Consider the following 21,632-nt stretch of genomic DNA (forward strand, 5'->3'; position numbering starts at 1 on the left):
TGTGGATTTATCCCTTATTCTAGATAACAAACCGCAGAGAAAACATGCTTATCTCATCATTCTTCGCTAAAACCAGCTAAAACCTCATGTGTAAATTTAAATTTACATTGGTGTTTTTTTTAGTTTACATATTGCAATCTAAATTTGGGCTGTTATTTTATGTTTATTCAAGACCAAGTGATACGGATGAATCTTGGTGTAAAAATAAATATACAGGTTTAGGTTATGCAAAAAAGTGAATTGAGCAATATCAATATTAGTGATGAACAGGTTCTGATTACGCCAGAAGAGCTCAAGGCAAAATTGCCTCTTAGTGACAAAGCTCGTCGCGCTATCCAAGAATCACGTCAAACCATCGCGAATATCATCCACAAGAAAGATCACCGTCTGCTTGTTGTATGCGGGCCATGTTCAATCCACGATATCGATGCTGCGAAGGAATACGCTAAGCGTCTTAAAGCACTTTCAGAACAACTGAGTGACCAACTGTATATTGTTATGCGTGTTTACTTCGAAAAACCACGTACAACGGTTGGCTGGAAAGGTTTGATCAATGACCCACATCTAGATGGCTCTTTTGATATTGAGCACGGTCTTCATGTTGGTCGTGAGCTACTTGTCGACCTGGCTGAAATGAATATTCCATTAGCCACTGAAGCTCTGGATCCAATCAGCCCACAATACCTAGCAGATACCTTCAGCTGGGCTGCGATTGGTGCTCGCACCACTGAATCGCAAACTCACCGTGAAATGGCGAGTGGTCTTTCCATGCCAATTGGTTTTAAAAATGGTACAGATGGTAGCTTAGCAACGGCAATTAACGCGATGCAAGCTGCTTCTTCAAGCCACCGCTTTATGGGTATTAACCGTGAAGGTCAGGTTGCTTTACTGACGACTCAAGGCAACCCAAATGGTCATGTGATCCTACGCGGTGGTAAGCAGACCAATTACGATTCAGTTTCTGTGACTGAATGTGAGCAGGATATGGCCAAGCATGGTTTGGAAGCTTCGCTGATGGTGGATTGCAGTCACGCCAACTCACGTAAAGATTTCCGTCGTCAACCTTTGGTTGCAGAAGATGTGATCCACCAAATCCGTGAAGGGAACAAATCGATTATTGGCCTAATGATCGAAAGTCATATTAACGAGGGCAATCAGTCATCTGATATTCCGTTAAGTGAGATGCAATATGGTGTTTCTATCACCGACGCTTGTATCAATTGGGATACAACTGAGGCACTATTACGCCATGCACATGAAGAGCTAGTCCCTTTCCTAGAGAATCGTTTGAAAGGCTAATGTAGAAGAGCACAAGGAACATCAATGGCCGTTGAATTGAATGAGTTGCGTGATCAGATTGACGCAGTAGATAAACAGATTTTGGATTTGTTAGCCCAGCGACTTGCGTTAGTCGAGAAAGTCGGTGAAGTGAAAAGTAAACACGGCTTACCTATCTATGCCCCAGATCGTGAAGCGGCAATGCTGGCTTCACGTCGTCAAGAAGCAGAGAAGAAAGGTGTGCCCCCTCAACTCATTGAAGATATTCTTCGCCGCACAATGCGTGAATCTTATGCCAGTGAGAAAGATTCTGGTTTCAAATGCCTTAATCCTGAGCTTCGCTCTGTGGTGATTGTCGGCGGTCACGGTCAGCTTGGTGGCTTGTTTGGTCGTATGTTTAAGCTTTCTGGTTACGACGTTAAAGTGCTTGGGAGCAAAGACTGGGATCGAGCTGATGAAATGCTTGAGAATGCTGGGATGGTTGTGGTGACGGTTCCAATTCATCTTACCGAAGGTGTGATTGAGAAACTGGGTCAGTTACCTAAAGATTGTATATTGTGTGATTTAACCTCGATTAAGTCTAAGCCACTGCAAGCGATGCTTAACGTGCACCAAGGGCCGGTGGTTGGTCTGCATCCAATGTTTGGTCCTGATGTTCCAAGTTTGGCTAAGCAGGTGATTGTTTACTGTGATGGCCGAGGCGAAGAGAGCTACCAATGGTTGCTGCAACAGTTTTCTATTTGGGGCGCGAGCTTATGTCAGATTGATGCGAGTGAGCATGATCATGGTATGACCTTGATTCAGGCACTACGTCACTTTACTTCATTTGCATACGGTCTTCACCTTAGCCGTGAAAACCCCAATATCGATAAGCTACTCAAGCTGAGTTCACCTATTTATCGCTTAGAGCTCGCTATGGTTGGGCGACTATTCGGTCAAGATCCTAATTTGTACGGTGACATCATTCTCTCTTCTCAAGAGAATATCGACATGATCAAGCGTTTTCACCGTTGTTTTGGTGAAGCCTTGGAGATTCTTGATGGTAAGGACAAACAGGCATTTGTTGAGAGTTTTGACAAAGTCAGTGACTGGTTCGGTGACTACTCGCAGCAGTTCCTTGAAGAGAGCCAAAATTTGTTGAAGCAAGCCAATGACTCCATCCACAGAGGATAGAGTTAGGGATGTAAAAAGAGCGGCTGAACGTCGCTCTTTTTGATCGCTATTATTGAATCACCACAGGTTCTGCCTGTGAAGCCTGTTCGTTTTTCACCGTGCTCACCGAGTTATCACTATACGGTGTATTGGTCAGATTGACCTGTAAGCGCACTGTTTCATCGATGATTTGTACCAGTGGAGCCCATTTGACTCCGTTCTCGTTTTCGAAAAGATAGTTAAAGTTCTCTGGCGTCCAATCCATGGTGTATTGTGGGTTGAGTGCTCGTCCTAAAAAGCGTACTTCGTAATGCAAGTGAGGCCCTGTTGAATTACCCGAGTTACCACAAGTGGCGATCAGATCCCCTTTACTTACAAACTGACCACTGCGAACTTTAAACTTGGCGAGGTGAGCATAGGAGCTCATAAAACCAAACGAGTGTCGAACGGTGAGAAAGTTACCAAATCCTTTTGAACTCGGGCGCACGGTTTCTACAACACCATCCGCAGGAGCATAAATCTCTTCACCGCGTTTACATGTCAGGTCGATGCCCGTATGAGTATGACGTTTGCCGGTAATTGGGTTCGTACGTCTGCCATATGGAGAAGATATGCGCTGGTAGTTGAGCGGCGAATCGTTCGGGATCATACGGAACATGGTCGCACGTACTGCTGAGTCAACCGCTGCGGCATCAAGTCGGTCTTCAAGATTCTGTTCATCGCTGAGTGTTTCATCAGCGAGTCCCAATACAGACTCTACGTCAAAGACACGTTTACCGAGAACTTGAATCTGGTTACGCTTATCTTCCAACTCCTGAGACAGTGAATGGGTGGTGTCCACTTGCTCTTCGTAGAGCATCTCGAGTTCGTTTTTAGCCTGTTCTACTGAGCTGAGTTGATCGAGCAGAGCATTGTAGTTTTGTTGCGTTTTCTGCTGTTGTTGCCAGAAATAAACCCCACCAGAACCTAGCGTACCGATCAGTAGCATAGAGGAAACAACGAAGTTTTTTCTTGAGATATAGAAGTGTTGTACCCCTGATGAGTCAGGGATAGAAATAGTAATTTTTTTTGACATAAGCTAGTTAGGCTAGGTGTACTCACCTAAATCAGATAAGTGTTCGATGTCTCGATGTAAGAGCTCATCATCACCTACGTTTAGTTCGACCAACCGCTTCAAATGCCCGATACTTTCAATATCAATGTGATCAATACTCAGACGAATCACATTGTTATTAAGGCCAACAATATTCCCTACAAGTTGGATCGTAACATCACTTCCTGGAAGCGAAAATTCAACATCAACTTGTTTACCTACATCGAGTAAATCTGATTGGTCACTGGTAAGCAATAAACCGTGTAGCGAAAGATCGCTGACAAGGGCGATCACCTCAACGGACTCTTGTGTCAGTACTGCTTGAGCTTGGTAAACAATACGCGAAAAACGACGGCGTTCGATCATAACTTTCTCTCTTAATTGCAACTCGTAAGAGTATCAAAATTAAAGTGGCCACTATACGCGCTTGTTCGCATTCTTCGCGATCGCAACACGGACAATTATCCGTATTGTGAGCTATATAATAAAGGCCGCTATATTAGCGGCCTTTGCACAAATTTCAAGCTGTATCACATTATTTAGCAATACGCTTGTATTTGATTCGATGCGGTTCCGCAGCTTCTGGACCAAGGGTTTTCTTCAACCAATCCATATACTCAGTATAGTTACCTTCGTAGAAGTTAACCTGACCTTCGTCGCGGTAGTCAATGATATGAGTCGCGATACGGTCTAGGAACCAACGGTCGTGCGAGATAACCATTGCACAGCCAGGGAACTCAAGTAGAGCTTCTTCCAGTGCACGTAGCGTTTCAACGTCAAGGTCGTTGGTTGGCTCATCGAGTAGCAGCACGTTACCGCCAGCTTTGAGAAGCTTAGCCAAGTGAACACGGTTGCGCTCACCGCCTGATAACTCACCGATGATCTTCTGTTGGTCTGAACCTTTGAAGTTAAAGCGAGAGCAGTAGGCACGTGCAGGAATTTCGAAGTGGTTGATTTTGATGATATCCGCGCCTTCAGAAATCTCTTGGTAAACGGTTTTCGAGTCATCCATTGAGTCACGGAACTGGTCAACAGAAGCAAGTTTAACCGTTTCACCCATTTCAATCGTGCCTGAATCTGGTTGTTCAGTGCCACTTAGCATCTTAAACAGCGTCGATTTACCGGCACCGTTAGCACCGATAATACCAACGATCGCACCTTTAGGGATGCTGAATGAAAGGTCATCAATCAGTACTCGGCCATCAAATGACTTAGTCAGGTTATTCACTTCAATAACTTTGTCACCTAGGCGCTCGCCTGGCGGGATGAATAGTTCGTTAGTCTCGTTGCGCTTCTGACGATCACCGCTTTGTAGTTCCTCAAAGCGAGCCATACGTGCTTTAGATTTTGACTGACGACCTTTCGGGTTTTGACGTACCCACTCAAGTTCTTTCTCAATCGTCTTTTGACGAGCTTTTTCTTGTGAAGCTTCTTGTTGTAGACGAGCATCTTTCTGCTCTAGCCAAGAAGTGTAGTTACCTTGCCATGGAATACCTTCACCACGGTCTAGCTCTAGAATCCAACCAGCAGCGTTATCTAGGAAGTAACGGTCGTGGGTGATTGCCACAACAGTGCCTGAATAATCAACTAGGAAGCGTTCTAGCCACGCGACAGATTCTGCATCCAAGTGGTTAGTTGGTTCGTCAAGAAGAAGCATATCTGGGTTTGATAACAGTAGGCGACAGATCGCTACGCGACGGCGCTCACCACCGGATAAGTGTTGGATCTTCTGATCCCACTCAGGCAGACGCAGTGCATCCGCAGCACGTTCTAGCGCGTTATCTAGATTGTGACCGTCTTTTGCTTGAATCAGTGCTTCAAGTTCACCTTGCTCTTTTGCTAGCGCATCAAAGTCGGCATCTGGCTCCGCGTACGCAGCGTATACTTCGTCAAGACGCTTCATTGCACCGGCTACATCAGAAACCGCTTCTTCAACGATTTCACGAACAGTCTTCGACTCATCCAGTACAGGTTCTTGAGGAAGGTAGCCAACATTTAGGCCTGGTTGTGGGCGTGCTTCACCATCGATATCGGTATCAATGCCAGCCATGATGCGCAGTAGGGTTGATTTACCCGCACCGTTTAGACCCAAAACACCAATTTTTGCGCCTGGGAAGAAGCTTAGAGAGATGTCTTTAAGAATTTGTCGCTTTGGTGGCACAATTTTGCTCACGCGCGACATGGTATATACGTATTCAGCCATTGCCGATCGTTCCTAAATAGTCAATTCACGGAAATGGTTATTTTATACTAAGAGCGAGCAGTTTGTTACTAGATAAACGGTGTGCTTCGCTGTCGGTGTCATTAATTGGTGATTTAGCGTGCACTGCTTCACTTAAAGCAAGCCAAATGTCACAGTTATGTGAATTTATTATTATTTACATCTCCGCGCTTTACAGGTCTGATTACAATGAGTCTTAATAAGGAACATCATAGCTTTCTATTCTCTAGGACGAGCCTTTATGACGCAGACTTTCCGAAAGTCGCTGCATCGCATCTCTTCATCGCTAGCTCTTGTTTCTTCGATGATATGCAGCGCAACCTTTGCCACATCTGTGGTGGCTGCTGATTTAAAACAGCAAAGAGATTTGTATGACCAAGCTCAAGAGTTTTTAGATGCCAAGCAAGTCGCTCAGTATCTTAAAATTCGTTCACAAATCGCTGACTACCCACTGACGCCTTACATCGATTACCGTACCTTTCTTGTTGACATTGCACAGCGCTCGCCAACGGAGGTTGAGTCATTTATCCAACAGCATCACAGTTTCCCTTTTTCAGCTCGGATTCGAGCCCCGTATCTGGATGAATTGGCAAAAAAAGGTGATTGGAAGACCATATTAGCGTTCCAAACGAGTGAGCCTCGTGGCGAAACGTATCAATGCCATTATTACAATGCACATGCTCAACAAGGAAATGAAAAGATAGCATTCGAGGGGGCAGAAAAACTCTGGTTATCTGGGCACAGTATTGCGGATGCTTGTGATCCTTTGTTTGAGGCATGGGACAAAGCCGGGCTGAAAAGTGATCAAATGGTCGTTGAGCGCATGCTTCTCGCTTTTGAAGCACGCAATGGTACCTTGATGAGCTACCTGAAGAAACAGGTCAAGTCGTCGCAGGCGACAGGCCAAGCGGAACAGATGCAGGATCTATTTGGGAACCCCGAACGAGTCGGAGCGTTTGCAAAAAAACAGCAGGTAACGCCTGTTAATCAGAAACTGGCTGAACTGGCTCTGAAGAAACTTGCCCGTAAAGATGTCGAACAAGCTCAGCAGCAGTTCAGCTTGGTGGCTCAAGGACAAAAGCTGACGGAGGATACTCAGCAATCATTGGCGGACTACATCTCGTTTCGACTCATTAATACGGACTCTTCATCATTAGCTAAATGGCGTGATAAGCAGATAGTAAAGTCATCAAACGTCGCATTGATAGAGCGTCGTGTACGGCTCGCTATCCAAATGGCAGATTGGCCAAGTGTTGATAAATGGATTCACAAGTTACCTCAGCCTTCTCAGGAAACTCTCCGTTGGCAGTATTGGTTAGGGCGCAGTGAAATAGAGTCAGGTCAGAAAGCTCAAGGCCATCAGCGCTTAGAGAGATTAATTGGTCAACGTAACTTTTACAGCGTGGCTGCTGCGAAAGAGCTTAAGCGTTCAGTCGAGTATCCAACCTCAGAAATTTTACTCGATAAGAGTCTGCTTAAAGGGTTTTCTACCGAGCTGATAAGAATAGAAGAACTGATTGATCGCGATAAGATTACCGCAGCGAAAAGTGAGTGGCGTTGGCTACTTGAACGAGCAGATAAAAAACAGCAAGAGATGTTGGCTGCATTTGCTTCTTTCAAAGGCTGGCACCATTTAACCGTTGCAGCGAGCATCAAAGCACAAATGTGGGATAATTTGCAGATTCGATTCCCAGTCGCTCATCGCTGGTGGTTTGATTTCTATGCAGATAAACACAGCATCGACCCAATAACATTGATGTCTCTGGCTCGCCAAGAGAGTGCGATGGATATCGAAGCGAAATCCCCCGTTGGTGCTCGTGGAATTATGCAGATTATGCCCTCAACCGCTAAGTACACGGCGAGAAAGTATAAGCTGACGTATCAGGGCAAAGATGATTTGTACCAAGTGGGTAAGAACATCGAAATTGGTAGCCATTATCTAGATGGGCTATTAAAACAGTACGATAACAATCGAATTTTCGCGTTAGCCGCGTATAATGCTGGGCCTCATAGAGTGAAAACCTGGCGAAGTCAGACCCAGGGAAAACTAGACGCTTATGCATTTATCGAGGCGATACCATTCAATGAGACACGTGGGTATGTGCAGAACATTTTAATGTTTGAAACTTATTATCGCGAAGTCTTAGGAGTGGATGGGGCGTTCTTGAATCAGCATGAGCTGAACGCGAAATATTAGCGAGCACCTTATCAAATGTCATTGGAACCAGAATACAAAGAGTGGCAGCAGATCTTAGACCTGATTGACCAAAGCACTCAATCTCAACAGCATGAAATGTTACTAACCATGCTACTGACTCCTGATGAGAGAGAGGCTTTAGTGGCGAGAGTCAACATCTTCCGTGAGTTACTGAAAGGGGAGTTGTCACAGCGACAGATAAGCCAAATGCTAGGTGTTGGCATTGCAACCATCACACGTGGCTCCAATGAACTAAAATCAAAAAGTCCTGATGAAAAACAGGCGATTGCTCAGTTGCTGAATAAAAAATAAGGATGCATTTGCATCCTTATTTTTTTACAGATTCGCTGGAAAGTGGTCAGGATTGGCAAAAGGAATCAAGGCGAGAATCAGCGCTTGATGATATACGGAGCTGCGGGTCAGCAGATTATGAGTAAGTAAGCTGATCGCCCCCCCTTTTTGCTTAATATTTTCAGTCGCGAACACCTCGTCCATCACATCGCCCAATTCATTCGCGTCTTTGAGCTTCTCTATGACCAGTGGTGGCAACATCAAACTGGCAGAGCGCGACTCGCCACGGTGAGTCGCCGATTCAATGACCATCCAGGCAAACGTGACATTACTTTCGATACCCGCCTCTAAACCAACATAATAATCGGCATCAGGGACAACTTGTTTGGCGTTACGGACTCGGTTTATGGCACCGGTATACGTTTCTTCATTGCTCATCGGTTGGTCTGCAACTTCGCTTGGAACACTTGTACCGACAAAATCAAACTTCTCAGTTGGAAAAGTGGCTTCGAAGGCACTTTTAACCGCATTGATTTTGGCAGGATTAAGCGATGCTACAATCACCTTCTTTTTCGACATCTCGACTTCCTTTGGATTGAGTTTGAGCAAACTGTAACTGGGATAAAGGCAGAGGAGCAGAGAGATAGTAGCCTTGCATATAGTCGCATTTATTGTCTGCTAACCAGCGGTGCATCTCTGGTGATTCAATCCCTTCCGCGGTCACCATCATAGATTGAGAATGACAAAGATCAACCAGTGGTTTCACAACTTGTTGATTATCGGTTTTGATTAAGGTTTCCAAAAACTCGCGGTCAAACTTAATTTTCTGTACAGGGTATTCGACTAGCTGAGTAATAGAACTGTAGCCGGAACCAAAGTCATCAATCGTCAACTTAAAGCCCATCTGCGTCAAAGCGTAGAGCAAGCTATAGCTTTGTGAATCGGATGCAAATGTTTCTGTGATTTCAAAATCAATCAAATCAGCCTGAATCGGATACAAGGACATCAGTTCTTCAATGTCGTTCGCTAACTGTAGTGAATCAAGCTCCGCAGAAGAAAGGTTGACTGATAGCTGGATCGGCTCGTCAAAGCAAGCCTGCAATTGGGTAAAATCTTTGAAAGCTTGCTTTATAACCCAACGGTCTATCATGCCAAATAGCCCAATCTGTTCAGATATTGGGATAAATTCAGTTGGTGTCACCTTGCCGAGTTTCGGAGAATCCCAGCGTAATAAAGCCTCGACACCTTTTATCTTTTCACCTAGGCGATCATAGTAAGGTTGGTAGAGCAACGTGAATTCATTGTCTAAGTCACCGTTGCGCAGCGCTCGTTCTACCTGAGTTCGACGTTGGACAATATCATCAAGCTCCTTCGAATAGTGAGCGATTTGGTTTTTACCTGCTCGCTTGGCTTGATACATCGCCGTATCGGCGTTTGAAAGTAGTTTTGCAAGCACCATACCGTCATCTGGGTATGAAGCGATACCGATACTGGCGGTAATAGGGAAGCGACCTAGTTTAGGATCCGCATGATTCTGAATCGGTTCTAATACCGCTTGTGCGATGTGATCAGCATATTGACCGTCGTGGCCGGCGGCGATGAAAATGGCAAATTCATCACCAGATAGACGAGATGCCATGCATTCAATGCCATGGTGTTGCTGTTTACTTTGGCTAAGTGTGCGAATGTGCTCGGCAAAATTGACCAGCAATGAGTCCCCTATATGGTGGCCATATTTATCGTTGACGTATTTAAAATTGTCCAAATCGATGTACAGAATCCAAGCGTGAGTATAGCGATGTTTGTTTGCGAGTGTGCGCTCAACATACACTTGGAATTGGTAGCGATTGGCAAGCTGAGTCAAATGGTCATTTTCAGCCATCGCTTTGGTTTTTTGGTAGCTTGAATTGAGTTCTTTATACATATCGTAGAAACGAACAGAAAGGCGACCAATTTCATTTTTACTAGTGAGTTTCTCGATATTAACCCGTTGACGAAGTTCGACCTCTCTCAGTTGACGATCAAGGTGGGTGATCGGACTGATGACGTGACGGTAAAGTAAGAACAGTAGGATTAGCACCGTGGCCGCGGAAGAGGCGCCAAAGGAGAGCTGCAAACGCTGTTCAACTTTAGCGAGCTTTTCTGTTATTAGATATTGTGCGGGATCTAACGTTGCGTACAGCCCTGTTTTAAGCTCAATAGATTGCGTTAATCCGGACTTGGTCACTGGCTGCGAAGAAAAGAAAATACTGCTGTCGTTGTCGAATTCCAGACTACTTTTGAGCTGATCAAACTTGCTCAATGAAAGAGACACAACAACAAAGAAAACTTGATCCTTGTTGTAACTCAAGGGTGAGCTAAGAGTATGAGCATCAAGCACATCATAGCGAATCAGGATACTTTGACCTTGATAACCTTTGGCGAAACCAGTGTGAGAATTGTCACCAGTGTTTTGATAGAAATGCTGCACATACTTTAAGACGTTCTCATCGAGCTTGGCAAAAGGATCACTCTGATTGTCCGCATAAAAACGAACATTCTGTTGACCATCTATAATGGCAACAGCAATGTCATCTTCTTGATTGGGTTGCAGGCTCTTTATGGTGTCTTGCAGGTTTTCAATCATTCTCATCTCGCGATAAGGATTATCCGACTGACCGAAGTAACGGCGAATAATGTCGCTCTTAGTTAAGGTGAGCGAGTAACTATTGATCAATGAGATAGATTGACGAAAATGGCTGGCAAGCTTCTCCATAGAAAACTGCAAGTAGCTGCTTTCACGCTTTATGAATGCGTCCTTTTGATTCATATAGATGCTATAGCTAGAGATAGCCGCACTTAATAGGATGACGGGCGCAACGAGTAGCAGGACTCTAGTGTTTAACTTCATGTTGACTTAGTAACCTATTAATTATCTTTGCTCTTAGACTGATGTTTTCTGCCGAGAGTTCGCTATCTATAAGAGCATGCTCTAACCGGTTGGCTGGTGGAAATAATGTTGTATCGTTTAGGTACCAGTCGGGTAAGAGCTCCGTTGCTTTAATATTCGGAGTCGCAGCTTTTATATCGATTGCATTTGTTGCGGCTACATCTGGCGTCATTAAATACTCTAAAAATTCCACTGCTTGTGCTTTGTTCTCAGAGTGGCTGCTTACAGCCAGACAGTCTATCCAAATAAACATCTCCCCTTCAGGGATGACGTATTCCCATAGATTTTGACCAAGATAGCGGTTCAACGAGTGCTGATCGCCACTGTACGCTAAGGCCATTTCTAAAGGGGCATCGTCTGATTGGCTTCTGATATGGCTGAGAACATATTCGTAGGTGTGAACGGCTCGATTGAAATCGAGCAGTTTAGGGTAGGCTTCTTGCAAATCAGCAGGGTTAGCGGTTGTCGGTGACATGTTTAGGCTATAAAGAACGGGTAAGAACGTTTCAGTACTGTCATTGATCATCCCGATTTTACCCACTAGCTCTGGTGGAGGAGTCACAAACCCTTGCCAAGTTTTTGGTGGTAAAGAGATGCGATCTTTGCGGTAAGCGATGCCTACCGAACCCCAGAAGTAAGGAACGGCGTAGTCACCACACGCTTGGTTCCAACTCTCTGCATTATTCGTTCTGTTTTTTAGCTGGGTTAACTCTTCAAAAGCGCCAATTCTTCCGTAAATTTGTGCCGACACATTGTCAAGTACCACAACATCAAATGGTAGCTGGAAACTTTTCATCATCAATAGACTACGTTCGTCATCATTATCGAAATGAGAGAGATGTAGTGGCACACCTGACAGGGCTTCCCAATTGTTCCGTACGGTTGGTGAGAGAGAGTCTTCCCACATGTAAACGCTTAATGAAGAAGCGCAAACTGAAGAACTGATCAGAAACACTAGGGATAACAACGAAGTTCTCATGCTGACTGGGCGATACCTTAAAAGAGTACTTAAGATCAGCTGAATAGAGCTGACACAACACTAATATGCAACTAAATGTTAGATACTAAGAATATTAGTGAAAAGTGTCAGCTGTTAGATAAGATTTCTTTGAGCTACGTAGACTAATTATTGTAATTTAACCTGAGTGGGCTTCACATTTTCGCTTGGGTAACACCCCAACACTTTCAGATGTTTAGTGATCTTAGTCAATTCATTCAACGCATGCTGCATTTGTTGAGAGTCTAAATGAGCTTCGAGATCGACGTAGAACATCTCTTCCCACGGATTACCCATGATTGGACGTGATTCCAGTTTAGTCATATTGATGCCGTAACGTTGCAGTATCAACAGTGTTTCAACCAGTGAGCCCGCTTCTTGTGACGTTGACATGATTAAAGTGGTCTTCGCAGGGATTTGCGCAGATACCTCGACAGGCTTACGAGCAACGACAATAAAGCGAGTATGGTTTTCTGTCTGGTTGGCGATATTACTTTGGATAGGCTGTAGACCGTACAGCTTACCGCTAGACGCATTGCCAATCGCTGCGACATCATTGCGGTTTAGTTCCTTTACTTTTCTCATTGCGTCGGCGGTGCTGGCACAAGATTCAAGCTTAACGCCTTCGAGTTTACTCAAGAACTCACTACACTGTGCATGTGGTTGCGGGTGTGAGTAGAGCGTTTTGATCTCTTCAAGACGTAGATCGGAGTTCGCGACTAAGCAATGCTCGATAGGCAGCGTTAGCTCGCCGACAATGTATAGAGTAGTGTGTTGCAGTAGGTCATATACTTCGTTAATTGAACCTGAACTGGTGTTTTCGATAGGAAGTACACCAAAGTCTGCATGACCTGACTCAACAGTATTAGTGACTTGCTTGAAGTGTTCACAGTTCAGTTCGATGAGTTCTGTGTTCTTGCGACTGAAGTACTCTCGACTGGCGAGATGTGAGTATGAGCCCTTTGAACCGAGGAAAGCAACACGAGCCAGAGGCTTGCGGCTCAGCTCTGGGTTGGCCAAATTTTGCAGGTATGATTGCTGTAGTAAAACAGAGTCTTCGATGATGGTGTGGAATAATTTGGTGATGTACTGAGCATCAAGTTGGTACTTATCTTGTCCGTTATTGATCAACTTAACTAATAGCTGTTGTTCTCGATCGGCATCTCGCACAGGTTTGGAGGTCTGCACTTTACTTTTCGCGACCTCTATACTCATTTTACGACGTTCAGATAACAGTCTTAGCAGCTGATCATCCAGTTCGTTTAAACGCAGTCGTATTTCTTCAAGTGAGTATTTTTGGTCAGTCATCCTAGTATTCCTCATAAAAAAAGCCTCCCGTGGGAGGCTTTCTGTTCGTTTTTGACTTATCTTTCGAAAACGCGAGAGCCCCCAAGTTTAATGGAGAAAAAAGAAGTCAAAAAAGAACAGAGTGAGTTGGTGCATAACAATTTACTTTGTTGTGAATCTTTAAACACAATAAGCAACGGAGTATGGAGCGTCAACAAAAAAATAGCGCCCCTAGGCGCTATTTTTAATTGCTGGTACAAAATTCGATTTTATTCCGTTTCTTCTTCAAGCTCTGGCTTATCGGTACGGCGCGCTTCAGGTTTGTGGCGCAGTTTGTTTAGCTGGCGTTCTAACTTTTGTTCTACCTCATTAACGGCAGCATATAAATCTTCGTGAGTAGCAGAAGCAACTAGTTGTCCTTTAGGCACGGTGATAACAGCTTCAAATTTTTTCTGTTTATTTGGCTCCTCGCTGAAGGTCGCCTGACAACCGATGATGTCTACTTGCCACTTTTCTAACTTCTTAAACTTGCTCTCAATATGAGTGCGGATTGCAGAGGTGATGTCGATATTTTTACCAGTGATATTTACTTTCATAGATGTTTTCCTCTGTTTAATCCCTCATGGGTTAACTCCAGATTACTTATTCAAAGATAAAATAATGTGATCTAGATCGCTTATTGGTAGGTGTTTTTCGTGCTTAAAACTAAACGTGATCCAACTCAAAGAGTACGTGAATTTTAGTGTGAAAAAGCTTGTGCTAGATGAAAAACCGATTAGATTGGTAAGGGTAACGTGCTAAAAATTCAATGCTTTTTAGGGACGTTGTTCGACCTAATAAAAGTCTTTGCCTATCATTTAGCCACCTAGCATTTGTGAATTAAATCCCAGATTTTCTTCAGCTTTATTTCTCTAACTAACTTCAAATAACTCTTGAGCTCTATTCAATGGTCACTAATTGGGCTTGTGCCGCTTGATGCTCCCTCAGTTGCTTTAGAGATTTGAGCTGTTTGTAGATGACAAAGTAGCGATTGATATTGGATACGTAGTGAACGGGCTCTCTGCCGATATTTCTTCGAGCCATAATTTCTACGTTGCGAAACCATTTGTTCGGGTCATAACCATTCTGTTCAGCGAGTCGTCGCATTTTCCTAATATTGGCTGGCCCTGCATTGTACGCGGCTAATGTAAAGTAGACCTGATCATCAGGAAGGATATTGTCGTCATTGAAATATCGGTCCTTGATAAAACGCATGTATTTCACACCCGCATGGATATTGTTATCTACTTGATAGATATCAGGAATATTTACATTGGGATCTTTTGCCGTGCTGGGTAGTACCTGCATCACGCCGACAGCCCCTTTGTGCGAGACCTTACTCTGATCCAGCCCTGATTCTTGAAAACCTTGAGCCGAAATCATTAATGAATCGAAACGGTATTGTTCTGAGTAGAGATCAAAGATCGGTGAGAGAGACTCAAGTTTATTGATGTGATTGGGGTTGAGAATTCGTTTAAGCCAGTTCGTATTGTCAAGATATTTGGCATAGATGACATTCCCAAGCAAAGTGCCGGAGCGATAATCCTTGAGGTACTGGTTTACAAAGGCCGCAAGCTGGGGGCTTTGTTGGCGCATCGCCCATGCTACTTCACCATCTGTTCTGAGAGGAAGAGATGAGTGAATCTGAATATTCTCCATCACTTTCAACCATAACTCACTTTTATGACTGTCTAGCACGGTGGCTGGAACATGTCCCTGGTTGACCATTTCAATGAGTTCGTAGTCTTGAAGTGTTTCTTCGACAAAACGGACTGTGATTGGAGGGAGTGACTGCTGTTCTAGCTTCTGGTTGAGTTTTTGTATGCTCTCAAAGTAGCTCGAACTTGCACGTACCCAAATATCTCGACCGCTTAGCTGCGATAGCTGTTCTATTGGAGTCTCATCTTTGTGGGTGATGAGTAACTCCTCAACGCCAGTCAGCACAGGATCACTAAAGGCGACTTGCTCGATTCGTGTTTCGGTCACGGTTAAATTGGCGACGGCTAAGTCACCGTAACCGTCAACTAGCGCAGGAAGCAGTTCATCACGGTGAACAGGGATCACTTGTAAATTGAAGTAGGAAGAACGTTGCCTAAGTTCTTTTTCAAAATGGTAAAGGAGCTCCGCAAGGATACCTTTTGGCCGGCCATCCTCTATATAGTAGAAACCTAAATCCGCAGCGACCAATACTCTAATGGCCCCTTTTTTCTCCAACTGAGAGAGATCACCAAAATAGGGTTGTTTTTGTAGTGGTGAAAGTGACAAGGCATGCGCGTTTCCGATGAAAAAGCACAGTAAAGAAATAATAGCAACGGTTCGTAGCATGCAACACCTCAACAATACACTGAATAAAATGTAGTTCTTTAGTTCAACATGCGCAAAGTTCGCCAATAAAAAAACCTCCATGTCGGAGGTTTTTTTGCTTTATTTAATAGACGCTTACTGAGGGTTAAGCTCAATCAGTTGCTCAGTTCTTTTGATCGCATCTTCAAGTCCTAGTTGCTTGTAGGCTTCCAATTGAATCTCAAGTGATTTGCGAGCGGCTTCAGTATCTGGATAGGTTTTTTGCAATTCTTGGGTGCGGTTAATCGCGGCAATCCAAGCCTCACGGCGTAGATAAAAGTCGGCCGTTGCTAAATCATATTGAGCAAGACGATTTTTTAGCGCATACATGCGTTTTTGTGAGTCTTCTGCGTAAGGGCTATCTGGGTAGCGTTCAAGCAGTTTCTTAAAGTCAGCAAAGGCTTTTTTCACAGGCTCAGGATCACGATCGCTACGATCAGTGTTAAGCAAGTCATGCATAAAGTTGCGGTCTTGTGCCATGTGTGTCAAGCCACGCATGTAAAGAACCCAATCCAATTTTTCGTGAGTTGGGTTTAAGCGTGTAAAGCGTTCAATCGTCGCGAGACCTAATGCTAGGTCATCATTTTTGTAGTACGCATAAATTAGGTCTAGCTGAACCTGTTCTGAGTAAGCACCAAATGGGTAACGAGAGTCGAGTGCTTCAAGTTTATCAATGGCAGTAAGCCAGTTACCACTTTGAAGCGAAACCTGTGCTTCTGAGTAAAGCTCAGATGGTGGCACATCTGGAACAACCTCTTCGCTGCTAGAGCAGCCTACCAGTACTGATAATGCCAACAAGCCAGATAAAGTATGCTTTTTCATGTCAGGATTCGATTCCTTGAGATAAATATTTCTGTTGCTTCCGTTACTTTCTATTCCGTAACAGATACAATGTCCAATAGTACATTTTTCCACAGTAGTGACAATTAGTCTCACAGTTTTTAAAAAAGTTCGATATGGCCCAGCAGATTGAGTTAACAAACACAGTAAAAGATAGCCAACTAGGGCAGCGCCTAGACCAGGCTATTGCGGAATTATTCGCTGATTTCTCTCGTTCACGCCTCAAAGAGTGGCTATTAGACGGGAAAGTTCAGGTGAATGGTGAAGTCGTCACCAAGCCTCGTACCAAAGTGATGGGCGGTGAAGAGATTATTCTGCAAGCGGAACTTGAAGATGAGCAGCGTTGGGAAGCGCAAGATATTCCATTAGACATCGTTTATGAAGACGATGACATTCTAGTGATCAATAAACCACGTGGTTTTGTTGTTCACCCAGGAGCAGGCACGCCAGATGGCACTGTGCTGAATGCTTTACTCCATCATTACCCAAATATTGCCGAAGTACCTCGTGCAGGTATCGTTCACCGTCTAGATAAAGACACAACGGGCTTGATGGTTGTAGCAAAAACAGTTCCGGCACAGACACGATTAGTTCGTGCTTTGCAGAAAAAGCGTCACTTTACTCGTGAGTATGAAGCGATTGCTATTGGTAGAATGACCGCAGGTGGGCGAGTAGAACAACCTATTGGTCGTCATTCAACGAAGCGTACTCTAATGGCAGTAAGCCCAATGGGCAAACCCGCCGTAACGCATTACCGAGTGGCAGAACACTTCCGCGAACATACCCGTATCCGTCTACGTCTTGAAACTGGTCGTACGCACCAGATTCGTGTGCACATGTCATACCTACAGCACCCTCTGTTAGGTGATACTGCCTATGGTGGACGTGCACGTATTCCGGCGGGCGCGACAGAAGAGTTGGCGACAATGATTCGTTCATTCGACCGTCAAGCGCTTCACGCTGTGATGCTAAAGTTTGAACATCCAATTACAGGCGAGGAAGTCGAATTCCATGCGCCTGTACCAGATGACATGGTTGCCATGGCAGAAGCTCTGCGACAAGACGTTCGTGAACATGGTTTAGGCGACGAGATCTAACCATGGAGATGATCATCCCCAACTGGCCAGTTGCGAAACATATAAAAGCGTTTTCCTCTACTCGAGGAGAAGTTTTTTCTGTTGGCGCTTATCAAGGACTTAACCTTGGGACTCATGTTGGTGATGATTATGCGATCGTTGAGAAAAATCGTCATTGGTTGGCGCAGAAAGCGTCTATGCCTTCTGCGCCAGTATGGCTGAATCAGACCCACTCAACAGTGGTGGTTAACTTAGATGCTCCAACCAATGAAGTACTGGATGCTGACGGAGCGTTTACTGAGCACCAAGGCGTCGTCTGCTCGGCAATGACAGCTGACTGCTTACCAGTACTACTGACCAACGTGTCAGGCACTCAAGTCGCCGCGGTTCATGCCGGATGGCGAGGACTAGCGCACGGCATTATCGAAAATGCTGTCGAAAAGTTTGAGGGTGAGGTTATGGCGTGGATTGGTCCTGCCATTGGACCGCGTGCATTTGAGGTTGGTCAAGATGTCGTAGAGGCATTTACTTGTATTGAACCACGAGCCATTGATGCCTTTGAACCCCGAACTCAACAGGGGAAATGGCTAGCGGATATGAACCTACTTGTTACCCAACGACTGCGTCGAGTCGGTGTTGAGCAAATCTTTTATAGTAATTTATGTACTTACTCTGACTCTGAACGATTCTATTCCTACCGCCGAGATGGCATCACAGGCAGACAAGCGACCTTTATCTGGATAGAAAAATAATCGCTTTATTTCCTACCGTAAACTCTATTCCTCCCCTTGAAAAACTCTATTGGCGTATCCATCTTTCATACTGATTAGTTATTTTTTCTCAGTTGAGATAGGAAGGTAGATATGCGTCTTGACAGATTCACAAGCAAATTCCAAATCGCCATATCTGACGCTCAATCGTTGGCATTGGGCCGCGATCATCAATACATTGAACCAGTGCACCTGATGGTGGCATTAATGGATCAGAATGGCAGTCCTATTCGTCCCTTGCTCACCATGCTAAATGTAGACATTACTCATTTGCGCTCGAAATTGAGTGAGATCCTTGACCGTTTACCAAAAGTGAGTGGTATTGGTGGCGATGTGCAGCTCTCTAGCGCTATGGGAACCATGTTTAACCTATGCGACAAAGTGGCTCAGAAGCGTCAAGATGCCTACATCTCATCAGAGATTTTTCTATTAGCGGCATTGGAAGACCGAGGCCAGTTGGGCTCACTACTGAAAGAGCTAGGCTTAACTGAAACTAAAGTATCTGAAGCCATCGATCAGGTTCGAGGTGGACAGAAAGTGAATGATCCGAATGCGGAAGAGCTTCGCCAAGCACTGGAAAAATTCACCATTGATCTGACAGAGCGTGCTGAACAAGGGAAACTCGATCCAGTGATTGGCCGCGATGACGAAATTCGCCGCACCATTCAAGTTTTGCAGCGTCGTACCAAAAACAACCCTGTCATAATTGGTGAGCCGGGGGTTGGTAAAACAGCGATTGTTGAAGGTTTAGCGCAACGTATCGTTAATAACGAAGTACCCGAAGGCTTGCGCGGTCGTCGCGTGCTCTCGCTCGATATGGGAGCGCTGGTGGCAGGTGCTAAGTATCGTGGTGAGTTTGAAGAGCGTCTGAAATCGGTTCTCAATGAACTGTCTAAAGAAGAGGGCAACATTATTCTCTTTATCGACGAAATTCATACGATGGTTGGTGCCGGCAAGGGAGAAGGCTCTATGGATGCAGGCAACATGCTTAAGCCTGCATTAGCGAGAGGAGAGTTGCATTGCGTTGGTGCGACGACACTTGACGAGTACCGACAATACATAGAGAAAGACCCAGCGTTGGAGCGTCGATTCCAAAAAGTCATCGTTGATGAGCCAAGTGTTGAAGATACCGTGGCGATCTTACGAGGACTTAAAGAGCGTTATGAACTTCATCACCACGTTGAAATTACCGACCCAGCGATTGTTGCTGCGGCGAGTTTATCGCATCGCTACGTATCAGATCGTCAGCTACCCGATAAAGCCATCGACTTGATTGACGAAGCGGCTTCCAGCATCCGTATGCAAATCGACTCTAAACCGGAATCTTTAGATAAATTAGAGCGTAAAATCATTCAGCTCAAAATCGAGCAACAGGCTTTGATTAATGAACATGATGATGCCAGTGAAAAACGACTAACTATCTTAAACGAAGAATTAGCGGATAAAGAAAGAGAGTTTGCGGAACTGGAAGAAGTCTGGAACGCAGAAAAAGCGGCTCTGTCGGGAACACAGCATATTAAATCAGCGCTAGAACAAGCACGCATGGATATGGAGTTTGCCCGTCGAGCTGGTGATCTTAACCGAATGTCTGAGTTGCAATATGGGCGTATCCCTGAACTAGAAAAACAGCTAGATCTTGCGACTCAAGCTGAAATGCAGGAAATGACCCTACTGCGTAATAAGGTCACAGACAATGAAATTGCCGATGTTCTGTCTAAGCAGACGGGGATACCGGTATCGAAAATGCTGGAAGCAGAAAAAGAAAAACTGCTACGTATGGAAGATGTACTGCATAAGAGCGTCATTGGTCAGACGGAAGCGGTAGAGGTAGTCTCCAATGCCATTCGCCGTAGCCGTGCAGGCTTGTCGGATCCAAACCAGCCAATTGGCTCATTCCTATTCTTAGGCCCAACAGGGGTAGGTAAAACCGAGCTATGTAAGACACTGGCTAAATTCATGTTCGATAGTGAAGATGCGATGGTTCGTATCGACATGTCTGAATTTATGGAAAAACACTCAGTGGCGAGATTGGTAGGTGCGCCTCCAGGTTACGTCGGTTACGAAGAAGGTGGTTATTTGACAGAAGCGGTTCGTCGCAAACCGTATTCAGTAATCTTGTTGGATGAAGTTGAAAAGGCGCATCCTGATGTCTTTAACATCTTGCTGCAAGTGCTTGATGATGGGCGTTTAACAGATGGGCAGGGTAGAACGGTCGATTTTCGCAATACTGTGGTGATCATGACCTCTAACCTAGGTTCGACTCGAATCCAAGAAAACTTTGGAACGGTCGATTATCAGGGTATGAAACAGCAAGTAATGGATGTAGTGAGCAAACACTTCCGCCCAGAGTTCCTAAACCGAGTTGATGAAAGTGTGGTGTTCCACCCATTGGGTCAAGACCACATTAAAGCGATTGCTTCTATTCAATTAGCGCGTTTATCTAAACGAATGGAAGAGAAAGGTTACTCGCTAGAAGTCTCAGACAAAGCGCTGGAACTTATTGCTCAAGTTGGGTTTGACCCAGTATATGGCGCAAGACCACTCAAACGAGCGATTCAGCAAAGTGTTGAGAACCCGCTGGCGAAAGCCATTTTGGCAGGTAAAGTTGTCCCGGATCTGCCAGTTAAATTGCTGGTGAACAACGATCAGATTATTGCTCACCAATAATTACAGCTATTACAGCACTTGCAAAAGGGCCCTTTTTAAGGCCCTTTTGCTCTGTTTTTAGGCTTATTGTTTGTTATGTGAGCGAACGATGCGAAAAACGATATTTTTTTGAATTTAGCTCTTGTACTCATTTGGAAACTCCCTATAATGCGCCTCCGTTGCCACGGGATACCGAGCTAATAAGCGCTGGCAATAACGACGGTGAAAGTTAACTAATAACTTTCGAAGAAATAACGAAAAAAGTGTTTGACACTGAAAGTTATCTCGATAAAATGGCCGTCCGTTTTGAGAAGACCTCAAAACAAAAGCTCTTTAAAAATATAGACCTATCAATCTGTGTGGGCACTCGTTGATGATAATCCAATTAGAAATTTCTCTAAATAAAGAGGGGTTTCAAATTAGGTTTCAATGAAACGAAGTGACCAAACGAGACTTCTTTTGGAAACATTAGA

General features: G+C 44.6%; 17 protein-coding genes and 1 other annotated feature. Of the genes, 7 read left to right on the forward strand and 10 right to left on the reverse strand.

From position 1 onward, the window contains the following. The first annotated feature begins 225 nt into the window (after positions 1 to 225). Together QTN94_RS10220 and tyrA are read left to right on the forward strand one after the other, a co-directional pair. Complete coding sequence (locus QTN94_RS10220) at positions 226 to 1,299, forward strand: 3-deoxy-7-phosphoheptulonate synthase (protein ID WP_138971369.1); 1,074 nt, start codon at positions 226 to 228, stop codon at positions 1,297 to 1,299. A 24-nt stretch (positions 1,300 to 1,323) separates the two neighbouring features. Further along, positions 1,324 to 2,451, forward strand: coding sequence for a bifunctional chorismate mutase/prephenate dehydrogenase (gene tyrA / locus QTN94_RS10225; protein ID WP_269377372.1), 1,128 nt, complete (start codon positions 1,324 to 1,326; stop codon positions 2,449 to 2,451). 49 nt (positions 2,452 to 2,500) lie between these two features. Here the strand turns inward: tyrA and QTN94_RS10230 are convergent, their stop codons facing one another. From QTN94_RS10230 to ettA, 3 genes are all read right to left on the reverse strand, one after another. Next, entirely contained in the window at positions 2,501 to 3,505 is a 1,005-nt protein-coding gene (locus tag QTN94_RS10230) for a peptidoglycan DD-metalloendopeptidase family protein (protein ID WP_331427583.1), read from the reverse strand. A gap of 12 nt (positions 3,506 to 3,517) precedes the next feature. Further along, entirely contained in the window at positions 3,518 to 3,889 is a 372-nt protein-coding gene (locus QTN94_RS10235) for a PilZ domain-containing protein (RefSeq protein ID WP_138971366.1), read from the reverse strand. 169 nt (positions 3,890 to 4,058) lie between these two features. Beyond that, positions 4,059 to 5,726 (reverse strand): energy-dependent translational throttle protein EttA, encoded by a 1,668-nt coding sequence (gene ettA, locus QTN94_RS10240; protein WP_138971365.1) that lies wholly within the window; start codon positions 5,724 to 5,726, stop codon positions 4,059 to 4,061. A gap of 259 nt (positions 5,727 to 5,985) precedes the next feature. Between ettA and sltY the strand changes: the two genes are divergently transcribed. Together sltY and trpR are read left to right on the forward strand one after the other, a co-directional pair. Continuing rightward, positions 5,986 to 7,941, forward strand: a complete 1,956-nt coding sequence (gene sltY / locus QTN94_RS10245; protein ID WP_331427584.1) for a murein transglycosylase — start codon at positions 5,986 to 5,988, stop codon at positions 7,939 to 7,941. Positions 7,942 to 7,956: 15 nt separating this feature from the next. Beyond that, the gene (gene trpR / locus QTN94_RS10250; RefSeq protein ID WP_138971363.1) at positions 7,957 to 8,253 is read left to right on the forward strand and encodes a trp operon repressor; all 297 of its coding nucleotides are present in this window, start codon (positions 7,957 to 7,959) and stop codon (positions 8,251 to 8,253) included. Positions 8,254 to 8,277: 24 nt separating this feature from the next. Here the strand turns inward: trpR and yjjX are convergent, their stop codons facing one another. The 7 genes from yjjX to QTN94_RS10285 all read right to left on the reverse strand — a co-directional run bounded on the left by yjjX (position 8,278) and on the right by QTN94_RS10285 (position 16,649). After that, positions 8,278 to 8,811 (reverse strand): inosine/xanthosine triphosphatase, encoded by a 534-nt coding sequence (yjjX, locus tag QTN94_RS10255; protein ID WP_331427585.1) that lies wholly within the window; start codon positions 8,809 to 8,811, stop codon positions 8,278 to 8,280. Next, positions 8,777 to 11,122 (reverse strand): putative bifunctional diguanylate cyclase/phosphodiesterase, encoded by a 2,346-nt coding sequence (locus QTN94_RS10260; RefSeq protein WP_331427586.1) that lies wholly within the window; start codon positions 11,120 to 11,122, stop codon positions 8,777 to 8,779. Before QTN94_RS10260 ends, yjjX begins: the two co-directional genes overlap by 35 nt. Then, on the reverse strand, positions 11,106 to 12,140 hold the full coding sequence (locus tag QTN94_RS10265; protein ID WP_331427587.1) for a polyamine ABC transporter substrate-binding protein: 1,035 nt from the start codon (positions 12,138 to 12,140) through the stop codon (positions 11,106 to 11,108). Before QTN94_RS10265 ends, QTN94_RS10260 begins: the two co-directional genes overlap by 17 nt. Before the next feature lie 147 nt (positions 12,141 to 12,287). Further along, on the reverse strand, positions 12,288 to 13,466 hold the full coding sequence (pheA, locus tag QTN94_RS10270; RefSeq protein ID WP_138971359.1) for a prephenate dehydratase: 1,179 nt from the start codon (positions 13,464 to 13,466) through the stop codon (positions 12,288 to 12,290). A gap of 13 nt (positions 13,467 to 13,479) precedes the next feature. After that, positions 13,480 to 13,599 (reverse strand) — a sequence feature (Phe leader region). 115 nt (positions 13,600 to 13,714) lie between these two features. Beyond that, complete coding sequence (hpf, locus tag QTN94_RS10275; RefSeq protein ID WP_138971358.1) at positions 13,715 to 14,041, reverse strand: ribosome hibernation-promoting factor, HPF/YfiA family; 327 nt, start codon at positions 14,039 to 14,041, stop codon at positions 13,715 to 13,717. Positions 14,042 to 14,384: 343 nt separating this feature from the next. After that, positions 14,385 to 15,809, reverse strand: coding sequence for a lytic transglycosylase F (locus tag QTN94_RS10280; RefSeq protein WP_331427588.1), 1,425 nt, complete (start codon positions 15,807 to 15,809; stop codon positions 14,385 to 14,387). A gap of 114 nt (positions 15,810 to 15,923) precedes the next feature. Continuing rightward, positions 15,924 to 16,649, reverse strand: coding sequence for an outer membrane protein assembly factor BamD (locus tag QTN94_RS10285; RefSeq protein WP_269377360.1), 726 nt, complete (start codon positions 16,647 to 16,649; stop codon positions 15,924 to 15,926). Positions 16,650 to 16,783: 134 nt separating this feature from the next. Here QTN94_RS10285 and rluD point away from each other — a divergent pair, with 134 nt between their 5' ends. The 3 genes from rluD to clpB all read left to right on the forward strand — a co-directional run bounded on the left by rluD (position 16,784) and on the right by clpB (position 21,180). Next, positions 16,784 to 17,764: a 23S rRNA pseudouridine(1911/1915/1917) synthase RluD gene (rluD, locus tag QTN94_RS10290; protein WP_331417594.1), complete on the forward strand. Its 981-nt coding sequence runs from the start codon at positions 16,784 to 16,786 to the stop codon at positions 17,762 to 17,764. Positions 17,765 to 17,766: 2 nt separating this feature from the next. Beyond that, positions 17,767 to 18,495 carry a peptidoglycan editing factor PgeF gene (pgeF, locus tag QTN94_RS10295; RefSeq protein WP_331417595.1) on the forward strand — a complete coding sequence of 243 codons (729 nt, stop codon included), beginning with the start codon at positions 17,767 to 17,769 and terminating at the stop codon, positions 18,493 to 18,495. A gap of 111 nt (positions 18,496 to 18,606) precedes the next feature. After that, a complete protein-coding gene (gene clpB, locus QTN94_RS10300; protein WP_269377356.1) occupies positions 18,607 to 21,180 on the forward strand; it encodes an ATP-dependent chaperone ClpB in 2,574 nt (857 codons plus the stop codon). Positions 21,181 to 21,632: the final 452 nt, after the last annotated feature.

Source organism: Vibrio sp. M250220, from assembly GCF_036533795.1.
Lineage (GTDB): Bacteria > Pseudomonadota > Gammaproteobacteria > Enterobacterales > Vibrionaceae > Vibrio.